The organism is Curtobacterium sp. 9128, from assembly GCF_900086645.1.
Lineage (GTDB): Bacteria > Actinomycetota > Actinomycetes > Actinomycetales > Microbacteriaceae > Curtobacterium.
In genome coordinates, this window is sequence record NZ_LT576451.1 from 3133951 (window position 1) to 3146341 (window position 12391).

Consider the following 12391-nt stretch of genomic DNA (forward strand, 5'->3'; position numbering starts at 1 on the left):
ATCCTACGGAACTGCGGGAGGAGCCTCCAGGCCTGCTGCCGACTCGGCGTCTGCCGACTCGCCATCTGCCGACCCGCCGTCCGCCGCGTACCGGACCCCGACCTGCCTGCGTGCCTCGTCCATCACCGCCATGATCGCGACCGTCTGTTCCGGGTCCATCGCGCCACCCTCGTGGTCGCCGGAGGCGATCATCGCCTCGAACGCGCGGACCTCGTGCGCGTAGCCGGTGAGTTCCTCACGCGAGTCGTACTCCTCCACGACCGCTCCGTCGCGGTCGCGCACCCGCCACGTCGTCGGCGTGTACCAGGTGGCGTCGATGTCGATCCGCCCGTCGTCGCCGATGATCGACGCGGTGTTCGGGGTCCGGACGTCCAGCGAGAAGTGCACCATCGACTGCGCTCCCCCGTCGTGGGTCGTCACGATCCCCATCTGTGTGTCCACTCCCTCGGCGCTGAGCGTGCCGGCCGCCACGACGTCGGTCGGGACGCCGAGGACGTCCACGACGAACGAGATCGGGTACACGCCGAGGTCGAGGATCGCGCCACCCCCGAGCTCCGGGTCGCGCAGCCGGTGGTGCGGATCCGTCGGGAGGGCCTGGTGGTGCGTGGCCTCCACGAACCGCGGGCGACCGATCCGTCCTTCCGCGATGAGCTCTCGGATCATGGTCATCTGGGGCAGGAAGCGCGTCCACATGGCCTCCATGACCACGACGTCCTCCCGGCGAGCGGCATCGACCACGCGACGCGCCTGCTCGGCGGTGATCGTGAACGCCTTCTCGACGAGGACGTGCTTGCCCGCGTCGATCGCGAGCAGAGCGTCTTCCGCGTGGCGGGAGTGCGGTGTCGCGACGTACACGGCGTCGACGTCGGGATCGGCCACCAGGTCCGCGTAGCTGCCGTGGGCCCGCGGGATGTCGAACTCTGCCGCGAACGCGTCGGCGCTCGCCCGGGTGCGGCTGCCGACCGCGACGAACTCCACCCCCGCAGCGGTGCAGTCGCCCACGAATGACCGGGCGATGCCGCCCGTGCCGATGACTCCCCAGCGAACCGTCATGTGCCCTGTCTACCAGCGTCGACGAGTTGTCCACATCCAGCACCCGGCTATGGACTGCACTGCCGATTGCCAGCTAGCGTGCTGGAACGTCCCCCGACCGGGGGCCACTCCCCGAAGATCAGGAACGCCATGCGTCGACCCGTGTCTCCTTCCCGGCTCCTCTCCGCCACCGCTGTCGGCGCGGCCATCGCCGTCGCGGCGACCGTCGTCGGCGGCGCGCCCGCATCGGCGCACGGCTGGGGGTCCCCGGGGCACGGACACGATCCGGACGCCGGGCTGACGCCGCGGACCTCGTTCACGATGGCGGCGGACGGGTCCTCCGGTGCGACGCAGGGCGGTGAGGGCATCCCCAACATCGACTCCGTGAAGAAGACGATCGCGACGTACTACGGCGACCCCGGCACCGGGATCGCGAACCGGACCGACTCGCCCTACATCCGCGAGATGCGGTCGATCGTCGCACGGCAGACGGCGCAGCTGCGGCAGATCCACGACCGCGCGGTCCGGAAGGGCGAGAAGCCCGCGATCGTGCTCGACGCGGACGACACCACGCTGTGGACCTACGACATGGAGGTCGCGGACATGCACTTCGTCTTCGACCCCACCGAACAGGACGTCTGGGTCCAGGACCAGCGCTTCCCCGCCACCCCGTCGATGGTCGGCCTCGTCAACACCGCATCGGCGATGGGGTTCACGGTCTTCGGGCTGACCGGCCGGAACGACGACCAGAAGGCAGCAACGGTGGCCAACCTGACGAAGGTCGGCTACCAGGGGTTCTCCTCGGACGACTTCTTCACGAAGTGGACCGGCGTCGGCGCCAGCCAGCAGCCGTCGTACATCACGTGCGCGACGGCGTCGTGCACCACGGTCGAGTACAAGGCGCAGACCCGCAAGCACATCGAGCAGGACCTCGGGTACGACATCGCGCTGAACATCGGCGACCAGTGGAGCGACCTGCAGGGCGGGTACGCCGACCGGAACCTCAAGCTGCCGAACCCGACGTACTACCTCCCCTCGGCCGACCTCCCCGGGGTCTCCGAGCCGTCGCTCGCGCCGCGCACGCACTTCACGATGGCCGCGGACGGGTCGTCCGGTGCGACGCAGGGCGGTGAGGGCATCCCGAACATCGACTCCGTCAAGAAGACGATCGCCACGTACTACGGCGACCCCGGCACCGGGATCGCGAACCGCACCGACTCGCCCTACATCCGCGAGATGCGGTCGATCGTCGCGCGCCAGGCCCCGGTGATCGCTGCACAGTGCGCCGTCGGCCGGGCGAAGCACAGCAACCCGGCGATCGTGCTCGACGCCGACGACACCACGCTGTGGACCTACGACATGGAGGTCGCGGACATGCACTTCGTCTTCGACCCCACCGAACAGGACGTCTGGGTCCAGGACCAGCGCTTCCCCGCCACCCCGTCGATGACGTCCCTGGTGTCGATCGCCCAGCGGTCCGGCTGCACCGTGATCGGGCTGACCGGTCGGAACGACGACCAGAAGACGGCGACCATCGCGAACCTGCAGAAGGTCGGGTACCCGCAGTTCCGCGCTGAGCAGCACGGCACGCAGACCTACTACACGAAGTGGACCGGGGTCGGCGCGTCGCAGCAGCCGTCGTACGTCCAGTGCGCGACCGCGAAGTGCACGACGATCGAGTACAAGTCGCAGACCCGCGCACACATCGAGTCGACGGCCGGCGGACGGTACGACATCGTCGCGAACGTGGGCGACCAGTACAGCGATCTCAAGGGCGGCTCGGCCGACCGAGCCGTGAAGTTGCCGAATCCGACGTACTACCTGCCCTGATCAGAAGTACCGTCCGTCGCAGGGGGAAGTGAGCGCGAGGAGGCGTCTGCCGTGACCGGACCGGAGCCGTGGTGGACGGACGCGGTGGTCTACCAGGTCTACCCGCGGAGCTTCGCGGACGGCAACGGTGACGGCGTCGGCGACCTGGCCGGGATCCGCCAGCACCTCGACCACATCGCGGACCTCGGGGTCGACGTCGTCTGGCTCTCCCCCGTGTACCGGTCGCCGCAGGCCGACAACGGGTACGACATCAGCGACTACGAGGACATCGACCCGCTGTTCGGCACGATCGACGAGTTCGACGCGCTGCTCGTCGAGGTGCACCGACGCGGCATGAAGCTCGTCATGGACCTCGTCGTGAACCACTCGAGCGACCAGCACCCGTGGTTCCAGGCCGCGAAGCTGTCCCGGGCCTGCCCGAAGCACGACTGGTACATCTGGCGCGCCCCGGTGGACGGCCACGAGCCGAACGAATGGCGGTCGGCGTTCGGCGGGCCCGCCTGGACGTGGGACCCGGGCACGGGCCAGTACTACCTGCACATGTTCACGCCGCAGCAGCCCGACCTGAACTGGGACAACCCGGACATGCGGGCGGCCGTCCACGCCATGATGAACGGCTGGCTGGACCGCGGGGTCGACGGGTTCCGCATGGACGTGATCAACCACATCGCGAAGGACCCGGAAGCGCTGTCTGACGGCAGCGCCGCGTACGTGATGCAGCCGCGTGTCCACGACCACCTGCAGGAGATGCACGAGCGGGTGTTCGCCGGGCGCGACGCCATGCTCACCGTCGGCGAGATGCCCGGTGTCACCGTCCAGGACGCCGCGCTCTTCACGGATCCGGACCGCCACGAGCTCGACATGGTCTTCCAGTTCGAGCACGTCGGACTCGACCACGGGCCCACGACCAAGTTCGACAACCGTCCGTTCGACCTGCCGGTGCTCAAGGCCTCGCTCGCCCGGTGGCAGACCGCGCTCGCCGAGACCGGTTGGAACTCGCTCTACCTCGCCAACCACGACCAGCCGCGGCCGGTGTCGCGGTTCGGCGCCGCGGCCGTGGCCGCAACGGCCGGGGCTGCTCCGCCGGGATCCGGGGCCGACCCGTTCGCGTTCCGCTACGAGTCCGCGACGCTCCTCGCGACCGTGCTGCACCTGCACCGCGGGACGCCGTACGTCTACCAGGGCGACGAGATCGGCATGGTGAACGCCGGGTTCCGGACGATCGACGAGTACCGCGACATCGAATCGCTCAACTGGTACCGCGGGGCGGTCGGGCGCGGCATGCCCGTGGCCGAGGCGCTCGACGCGTTGGCGTTCCGCAGCCGGGACAACGCCAGGACGCCGATCCCCTGGGACGACAGCGAGCCAGCCGGCGGGTTCTCCTCGACCACGCCGTGGATCGGCATGGGGCAGGGATGGCCTGCCGTGACGGTGGCCGCAGACCGTGCAGCAGGCGACCGCTCGGTGTTCGCGCACACGCGCCGACTCATCGATCTCCGGCACACGTCGCGGACGGTCCGGCTCGGTGCGTTCGAGCTGCTCGAGGCCGATCACCCGTCGCTGTGGGCCTTCACGCGGTCCCTGCCGGACGAGTCCGAGCCGCCCCTCGCGGTGGTCGCGAACCTGTCGTCCTCCGCTCTGGAACTCCCGGAGGACGTCGGGTCCCACCTCGGCGACCTGGTCCTCGGCAACCTCGGTGTGCCGGAGACGGGCGCGCTGCGCCCGTGGGAGGCGCGGGTCCACGCGTTCGGGTGACCAGGGACGGACTGGAGGCTCGGTGCCGGTCCGGCACCGAGCCTCCAGTCCGTCATGGGTCGCGTCAGCGACGCGTCGTCGGTCCGCTCACACGTCGCGCGGGCGACGCCGTCGTCGGTCCGCTCACACGTCGCGTGTGCGCGCCGCGGCGATGGCGGCGCCACCGACCACGACGACCTCTGCGAGGAGGACGCCGAACCCACCCCAGCCGTTCAGGACGACCCCCGGCTGGTCAGGGGCCGGACCGGACGACGAGTAAGCGTAGAGCTGCGCCCCCGCGTCCGACGGCAGGAACCGAGAGACGTCGAGGATCCACTGCGCGTCGATCAGGCTGCCGAGGAGCGACAGGATGACCGGCAGTACCAGCAGGATACCGAGCGTGATCGCGATGCCGCCGGCGCTCGACCGGACGAGCAGCCCGATGCCGAAGGCGAGCAGCGCGAGGAGCGTCACGTAGACGCTGCTGCCGAGGATCGGCATGAACACCGAGGGATCCCCGAGGTCGGCCTCCACGCCGTTGCCCGCCTGCAGCGGTGTCGAGATCAGGACACCGATCCACGTCGAGACGGCGCTGACCACGAAGGTGCTCACGGCGAGCACGACAGCCTTCGCCAGCAGCACGCCGGTTCGGCCGGGGTCGGCCGTGAAGGTGGAGCGCACCTGCCCGGTGCCGTACTCGCCGGTGATGATGAGCACGCCGAGCACCCCGACGACGAGCGCGGTGAACGAGACGCTCGCCGTGTTGACGCTCACCAGCGTGCCGTTCGCGGCGTCCGTCGGCATCGCCTGCCCACCCTGGTTCACGAGTGTGCCGAGGAGCACCGCCATCGCGACGGTGAGGGCGACGAGGATCGCGAAGCACCAGACGCTGGATCGGATGCTCCGGAGCTTGATCCACTCGCTGCGGACGAGACGAGGGAGGGACAGACGGACGCCGGACATCGTGTCCGGTGTGGCCATCGCGTGCTGGGCGGTCATCGGGTGCCCTCCGATCGGTACTCGACGTCGTCGCGGGTGAGGGCCATGTACGCCTCTTCCAGGCTCGCGCCCTGCGGAGTCAGCTCGTGGAGCACGACCCCGGCGCCGGCGGCGATCGCACCGACGGTCGGCGCATCGGGACCCACGACGAGGAAGGAGCCGTCGTCCCGTGCGGTGACGCCGGCGTTCGGGCCGATCGCCGCGAACAGCTGGTCAGGGGACGGCGTCCGGACGACGACCCGCGAGCCGCCGCCGGCAGCGCCACCGGCGTTCCCGGCACCGGCGACGAACTCCGCGATCGGGGCGTCGGCGAGGACCTTGCCGCGACCGAGGACGACGACGCGGTCGGCGGTCTGCGCCATCTCGCTCATCAGGTGGCTCGACAGGAAGACCGTGCGACCGTCGGCAGCCATGCGTCGGGCGAGCTGCCGGACCCACAGGACTCCGTCCGGGTCGAGGCCGTTCACCGGCTCGTCGAGGATCAGGGTCTTCGGGTCGCCCAGCAGCGCGGCAGCGATTCCCAGACGCTGCCCCATGCCGAGCGAGAACCCGCCGACACGCTTCCGCGCGACGGAGTCGAGCCCCGTCATGTCGATGACCTCGTGCACCCGCGACTTCGGGATGCCGTGGGTCGCCGCGAGGGAGAGCAGGTGGTTGTACGCACTCCGGCCGGAGTGCACCGCCTTCGCCTCGAGCAGCGCCCCGACCTGGCGGAGGGGGTCACGGAAGGCCTGGTACGGCCGCCCGTTCACGATGGCATGGCCGGCTGTCGGCCGGTCCAGCCCCATGATCATGCGCATCGTCGTGGACTTCCCGGCGCCGTTCGGGCCCAGGAAGCCGGTCACGCTGCCCGGCCGCACGACGAACGAGACGTCGTCGACGGCGAGCTTCGGACCGTAGCGTTTGGTGAGATGGTCGACTTCGATCACGCGGCAACGCTACGGGACCCCCGTTCGGGGCGCGTCATCCCTGCGTACGAGATGCGGCATACATTTCCTCCACCCTGCGGTGGAGGGGCGGTCGGCGAACGGAAGAACCCCTCGTTTCCGGGGAAACGAGGGGTTCTTGGTGGAGCCGCCTGTCGGAATCGAACCGACGACCTATTCATTACGAGTGAATCGCTCTACCGACTGAGCTAAGGCGGCGGACGCTCCGTTCCCGGAGCGGCACGGGTCACAACTATACAGGTTCAGACGAGCGAGCGCGAAACGAGCGCCCCGAGCTCGTCGAAGGACCGCCGCAGATCGTCCACCAGGTGGGACTCGGCCGGGGACTCCGACCACTCCCACCATGCGTGCCGCAGCGTGGCGAGTGACACCAGCGAGGCGAGCCGGGCGCGGCGACGGAGCGCGGCCCCGTCCTCGGCGAAGGTCGGGTCGTCGTTCGCGAGCCGCCGTGCGATCACGGACTCGAGGGTCGACTGGAACTCCTTCATCGACGCCATGCGCTGGCTGAAGAGTTCCGGATTGGCGCGGAGCACCTGCTGCCGTTCCTCGATCAGACCGCGCTCCTCGATGAGCTCCTGCGTCGAGTGCACGAGCAGAGCACCGACGTCCGCGAGCAGCTCCCCGGCCGGACCGCCGGCGACGAAGGCGTCGAGCACCTCGTCTTCCGGCAGCGTCGGGTCGTCCCCGAGGATCGCCTGCTCCTTGCTCGGGAAGTAGTTGAAGAACGTCCGCGGCGAGATGTCGGCGCGGCGTGAGACCTCGTCCACGGTGACCGCGGCGAGGCCGTCCTCGACCGCGATGCGGAGGGCAGCCTGCTGGATCGCGAGTCGGGTGGCGCGTCGCTTCCGTTCACGCAGGCCGGGTTCTGCATCGGGCATGGGCTGATTCTCCCACGCCTGGGTCAAGTCCCCACGCCTGGGCCAGGCCCCCGCCTGGGTCCGCTCCTCGCGCCTGGGTCAGCGCAGCGCCCGGACCACCGTGACGAGGAGCGCTTCGAGTGCCAACAGTGCCGCCACGTTCGCGGCGATGCGCTGCCGCGCCAACGCGATCGCGTCGAGGATCTCGAGGGCGGCGGCCGGCGGGACTGACTGCTTCACCCGGTCGAGGTCATCCTGCATGGCGAGGTTCACCGGCTCCCCCGGTGCACCGAGTCCGATGAGCAACAGGTCACGGTACAGCGAGGAGACGTCGACCAGGATCCGGTCGAGGCCGTCACGGAGACTCCGGGTGGCACGACGCTTCTGGTCTTCTTCCATCGCACGGAGCTGCGACCGGAGCGCCGGCGGCACCGTCCCGCCCGGCTCCACCCCGAGCGACCGGAGTGCTGCGTCCCGCTCTTCGGCGTCCCGCTGCTGGGTGATCGCCTTCGCGTCTTCGTCGGCGACCGCGAGGAGTTCCGCCGCGGCGGTCACGGCGTCACCGACGCTGCGGATCCGGAGCACGGTCTGCAGGGTCCGTCGCCGGCGGTCCCTGGCGTCTTCGCTCGTGGCCAGGCGCTGCGCCATGCCGATGTGGCTCTGCGCCTGCCGGGCGGCGTCCATGGCGAGCGAACGGTCGACACCCGTGCGCGCGACGATGAGGTCCGCGACGGACTCGATGCCGGGGACCCGCAGCCGGACCGATCGGACGCGGGAGCGGATCGTCGGCAGCAGGTCGGCTTCGCTCGGGGCGCAGAGGATCCAGACCGTGCGCTCCGGCGGTTCCTCGAGCGCCTTGAGCAGCAGGTTCGACGTGCGCTCCGTCATCCGGTCGGCATCCTCGATGATGACCACGCGCCAGCGGCCGACCGACGGCGAGTAGTACGAGGACGTGACGAGCTGGCGGATCTCGTCGATGGTGATGATGACCCGCTGTGTCGTGAGCACGGAGACGTCGGGGTGCGTGTGGGCGGTGATCTGCCGCAGGGTGTGGTCGTCGTCCGGGCCGGAGCCGACGAGGGCCGCAGCGAACGCGGTCGCGACGTTCGACCGTCCTGACCCTGGCGGGCCGGTGATCAGCCACGAGTGGGTCATGCCACCGGTGCCGTCCGGGGCCTCGGCGGCGCTGCGGAGGGCGGCGACCGCTTCTTCCTGACCGGTCAGGCCGTCCCACACGCTCACAGCGAGATCCTCGCAGGGACCACCGACGCCGTGGATCGAGCCACGAGCCCGGTCACGCGTCGATCCCGACGAGCGGGGCGAGTGCGCGACGGATCCGCTGCTGGACCACGTCGGCGGGCTCGGCAGCGTCGACGACCAAGAACCGCTCGGGCTCTGCCGCGGCCATGCCGAGGAACGCCGAGCGGACCGATTCGTGGAACGCAGCGGCTTCGGACTCGAGGCGGTCGAAGGTGTCGCCGCGGGCGGCCGCCACACGGGCACGACCCTCGGTCACGTCGAGGTCGAGGAGCACCGTGCGGTCCGGCACGAGGCCGTCGGCCGCCCAGTCGGACACCGAGCGGATGTGCTCGGCACCGAGGCCGCGTGCGACACCCTGGTACGCCACCGATGAGTCGATGTAGCGGTCCTGCAGCACGACGTCGCCACGGGCGATCGCCGGACGCACGACCGTCTCGACGTGGTGGGCACGGTCCGCAGCGTAGAGCAGTGCCTCGGCCCTGGCGGACACGTGGCCGCGTTCGTGCAGCACGATCTCGCGGATACGGAGCCCGAGGTCCGTCCCCCCTGGCTCACGCGTCCGAACGACGGTGCGTCCGTTCGCTTCGAGCCACTCGGTGAGCAACTCGGCCTGGGTGGTCTTCCCCGCGCCGTCGCCGCCCTCGAGGGTGATGAACCGACCGGTCACTTCTTCTTGGCGGGAGCACGCCGGGTCGTCGTCTTCTTCTTGACCGGGCCCTTTGCACGCTTGTCCGCGATGAGCTGGACGGCACGTTCGAAGTCGACCGCTTCGACGTCCTCGCCGCGCGGGATGGTGGCGTTCGTCTCACCGTCGGTGACGTAGGGACCGAACCGGCCGTCCTTCATCTTGATCGGCTTGCCGGACACCGGGTCGGCGTCGAACTCCTTGAGCGCGGCGCTGGCCGCACGCTTCGCGCCGTACTTCGGCTGCGCGAACAGCTCGAGCGCACCGGCGAGGTCGACGTCGAAGATCGCGTCCTCGCTCGGCAGCGTGCGGGTGTCCGTCCCCTTCTTCAGGTACGGGCCGTAGCGACCGTTCTGCGCGGTGATCTCGTCGCCGGACTCGGGGTCGGTGCCGACCGTGCGGGGCAGGTCGAGGAGCTTCAGCGCCGTCTCGAGGTCGACCGACTGCGGGTCCATCGACTTGAACAGGGACGCCGTGCGCTCCTTCGGCGCTGCGGCCTTCTTCGTCGTCTTCTTGGCCTTCGTTGCGGGCTCGGCCTTCGTGGCGGTCGCCGTCGCGGTCGACGCGCTGCTGCTCAGGACCTCTCCCGTGGACGGGTCGACCTCGGGTTCCGGCTCCGGCGTGCGCTCGGTCACGTACGGGCCGAACCGGCCGTCCTTGGCGAGGACCTCTTTCCCGCTCTCCGGGTTGATGCCGACGACGCGGTCACCGACGACCGGCGCCTCGACCAGCTCGCGGGCCTTCTCGGCGGTGAGCTCGTCGGGGGCGAGGTCCTCGGGGACGTTCACCCGACGCGGCTTCTCCGGGTCGTCGCTCGGCGTCTCGATGTACGGGCCGTAGCGGCCGATGCGGAGCGTGAGGCCGGGCGAGAGCTCGACGGAGTTGATCTCTCGCGCGTCGATCTCGCCGAGGTTGTCGATGACCGTCCGGAGACCGCGCTGGTCGCCACCGCCGAAGTAGAACCCGTTGAGCCAGTCGACGCGGTCTTCCTCGCCGCTGGCGATGCGGTCGAGGTCGTTCTCCATCTCGGCGGTGAAGTCGTACTGCACCAGGTCGCCGAAGTAGTCCTCGAGCAGTCGCACCACGCTGAACGCGATCCAGTTCGGCACGAGCGAGCTGCCGCGGGGCGTGACGTACCCACGGTCCACGATCGTCGAGATGATCGCCGCGTAGGTCGAGGGTCGGCCGATGCCGAGCTCTTCCAGGGTCTTGACCAGGCTCGCCTCGGTGTAGCGCGGCGGGGCGGACGTGTCGTGACCCTTCGCCTCCACCTCGTCCACGCCGAGGTGGTCGCCTTCGGTCATCGACGGCAGCTTGGCGTCCGCGCCGTTCGACGATGCCTCGTGGCGTTCCTCGTCCTTGCCTTCTTCGTACGCGTTGAGGAAGCCGCGGAACGTGATCACGGTGCCGGACGCGGTGAACTCGACGTCCGTGCCCGTCGCGGTGGAGGCGATGCCCTCGACGGGCTCCGTCGAGGTGATGCCGAGGACGACCGACGCGGTCGATCCCTTCGCGTCCGCCATCTGCGAGGCGACCGTGCGCTTCCAGATGAGGTCGTAGAGCTTCCAGTCGTTGCCGCGGAGCACCTTCTCCATCTGCGACGGCGTGCGGAACACGTCTCCGGCCGGGCGGATCGCCTCGTGGGCTTCCTGGGCGTTCTTGCTCTTGCCGGCGTAGCTGCGGGGCTTGTCCGGCACCGTCTCTGCGCCGTACAGATCGGCTGCCTGCTTCCGGGCGGCGGCGATCGCCTGCTGCGAGAGCGACGCGGAGTCGGTTCGCATGTAGGTGATGTGGCCGTTCTCGTACAACGACTGCGCGACGCTCATCGTCTGGCGAGCCGAGAAGCGGAGCTTGCGAGCGGCTTCCTGCTGCAGTGTCGAGGTCGTGAAGGGCGCGGCGGGACGACGCGTGTAGGGCTTCGAGTCGACGCTGCGGACGACGGCGTCGCCGGCGCGTTCGATCACCGAGCTCAGGGCGGTGGCCGAGGCCTCGTCGAGGACGACGGCGTCCGAGGTCGTCGTGCCCCGGTCGTCGAAGTCACGGCCGGACGCGACACGGGTGCCGTGGATCCGCGCGATCCTGGCGGTGAACGCGCTGTCCCCGGCCTTCTCGAACCGTGCGGTGAGGTCCCAGTAGTTCGCCGAGACGAACGCGAGACGCTCGCGCTCACGATCCACGACGAGGCGGGTGGCAGCGGACTGCACACGACCGGCCGAGAGCCCCGGACCGACCTTGCGCCACAGCACCGGGGAGACCTCGAACCCGTAGAGGCGGTCGAGGATGCGGCGGGTCTCCTGGGCGTCGACGAGGGCCGTGTCGAGCTCACGCGTCGCTTCCTGGGCGCGCTGGATCGCTTCCTTGGTGATCTCGTGGAACACCATCCGCTTGACGGGCACCTTCGGCTTCAGGACCTGCAGCAGGTGCCACGCGATGGCTTCGCCTTCGCGGTCTTCATCTGTTGCGAGGTAGAGCTCGTCGGCGTCCTTGAGGGCACGCTTGAGTTCAGCGACGGTCTTCTTCTTCGCGTCGGAGACGACGTAGTACGGCTCGAACCCGTTGTCGACGTCGACCGAGAACTTGCCGAGCGAGCCCTTCTTCAGCTCTGCCGGGAGGTTCTTGGGCTCGACGAGGTCACGGATGTGTCCGACTGACGCCTGGACTTCGTATCCGTCACCGAGGTATTGCGCGATCGTCTTCGCCTTCGCGGGGCTCTCGACGATCACGAGCTTCTTCGTGCCTGGCACGTGACTCCTTGATCGATGGTGCTGTCGGCCCTGGGACACGGAAGCGTCCGGGTCGACCGGGACATCGATGACCGGCGGGCCGACAGGCACACCATACACACAGTGGCGGGGATGCCCGCCGGACGATCTCGGTCCGGTCGATCGGCAGGGGTCCGTCGGGGACCGGCGACCGCGGTCGCCCCGAGACGGAGCGGCCCGGACCGGAGCTCGACGACGACGCGGACGAACGCGCCGCTCGTCGAGCAACCGGTGAGGTCCGCCCCGCCGCGCCTGGCCACCCGCGACGCGGCGTCGCACGGTGCA

At 69.8% G+C, this 12391-nt stretch carries 9 protein-coding genes and 1 tRNA gene; 2 read left to right on the plus strand and 8 right to left on the minus strand.

Annotated elements, in window-relative coordinates; genetic code table 11:
- Positions 1 to 3: 3 nt before the first annotated feature.
- Positions 4 to 1053, minus strand: coding sequence for a Gfo/Idh/MocA family oxidoreductase (locus QK288_RS14900; RefSeq protein ID WP_281265060.1), 1050 nt, complete (start codon positions 1051 to 1053; stop codon positions 4 to 6).
- A gap of 129 nt (positions 1054 to 1182) precedes the next feature.
- Between QK288_RS14900 and QK288_RS14905 the strand changes: the two genes are divergently transcribed.
- Together QK288_RS14905 and QK288_RS14910 are read left to right on the plus strand one after the other, a co-directional pair.
- Positions 1183 to 2862, plus strand: a complete 1680-nt coding sequence (locus QK288_RS14905; protein ID WP_281265061.1) for an HAD family acid phosphatase — start codon at positions 1183 to 1185, stop codon at positions 2860 to 2862.
- Between the two features lie 51 nt (positions 2863 to 2913).
- The gene (locus QK288_RS14910) at positions 2914 to 4617 is read left to right on the plus strand and encodes an alpha-glucosidase (RefSeq protein WP_281265062.1); all 1704 of its coding nucleotides are present in this window, start codon (positions 2914 to 2916) and stop codon (positions 4615 to 4617) included.
- 123 nt (positions 4618 to 4740) lie between these two features.
- Here QK288_RS14910 and QK288_RS14915 read toward each other — a convergent pair whose 3' ends face one another.
- The 7 genes from QK288_RS14915 to topA all read right to left on the minus strand — a co-directional run bounded on the left by QK288_RS14915 (position 4741) and on the right by topA (position 12088).
- Positions 4741 to 5595, minus strand: a complete 855-nt coding sequence (locus QK288_RS14915) for an ABC transporter permease (RefSeq protein ID WP_281265063.1) — start codon at positions 5593 to 5595, stop codon at positions 4741 to 4743.
- Complete coding sequence (locus QK288_RS14920) at positions 5592 to 6524, minus strand: ABC transporter ATP-binding protein (protein ID WP_281265064.1); 933 nt, start codon at positions 6522 to 6524, stop codon at positions 5592 to 5594. Before QK288_RS14920 ends, QK288_RS14915 begins: the two co-directional genes overlap by 4 nt.
- A 140-nt stretch (positions 6525 to 6664) precedes the next feature.
- Positions 6665 to 6740: transfer RNA gene (locus QK288_RS14925), tRNA-Thr, on the minus strand.
- 44 nt (positions 6741 to 6784) lie between these two features.
- Positions 6785 to 7420: a TetR/AcrR family transcriptional regulator gene (locus QK288_RS14930; RefSeq protein WP_281265065.1), complete on the minus strand. Its 636-nt coding sequence runs from the start codon at positions 7418 to 7420 to the stop codon at positions 6785 to 6787.
- A gap of 78 nt (positions 7421 to 7498) precedes the next feature.
- A complete protein-coding gene (locus tag QK288_RS14935; protein WP_281265066.1) occupies positions 7499 to 8641 on the minus strand; it encodes a DNA polymerase III subunit delta' in 1143 nt (380 codons plus the stop codon).
- A gap of 52 nt (positions 8642 to 8693) precedes the next feature.
- A complete protein-coding gene (tmk, locus tag QK288_RS14940; RefSeq protein ID WP_281265067.1) occupies positions 8694 to 9326 on the minus strand; it encodes a dTMP kinase in 633 nt (210 codons plus the stop codon).
- Positions 9323 to 12088, minus strand: a complete 2766-nt coding sequence (topA, locus tag QK288_RS14945; protein WP_281265068.1) for a type I DNA topoisomerase — start codon at positions 12086 to 12088, stop codon at positions 9323 to 9325. The genes tmk and topA overlap by 4 nt, the downstream gene beginning before the upstream one ends.
- Positions 12089 to 12391 lie beyond the last annotated feature (303 nt).

Bases quoted from the DNA above. Each gene is read 5' to 3' on its own strand.
- QK288_RS14905 (WP_281265061.1), top strand. From the start codon at position 1,183: ATGCGTCGACCCGTGTCTCCTTCCCGGCTCCTCTCCGCCACCGCTGTC.
- QK288_RS14900 (WP_281265060.1), bottom strand. From the start codon at position 1,053: ATGACGGTTCGCTGGGGAGTCATCGGCACGGGCGGCATCGCCCGGTCA.
- QK288_RS14930 (WP_281265065.1), bottom strand. From the start codon at position 7,420: ATGCCCGATGCAGAACCCGGCCTGCGTGAACGGAAGCGACGCGCCACC.
- QK288_RS14915 (WP_281265063.1), bottom strand. From the start codon at position 5,595: ATGACCGCCCAGCACGCGATGGCCACACCGGACACGATGTCCGGCGTC.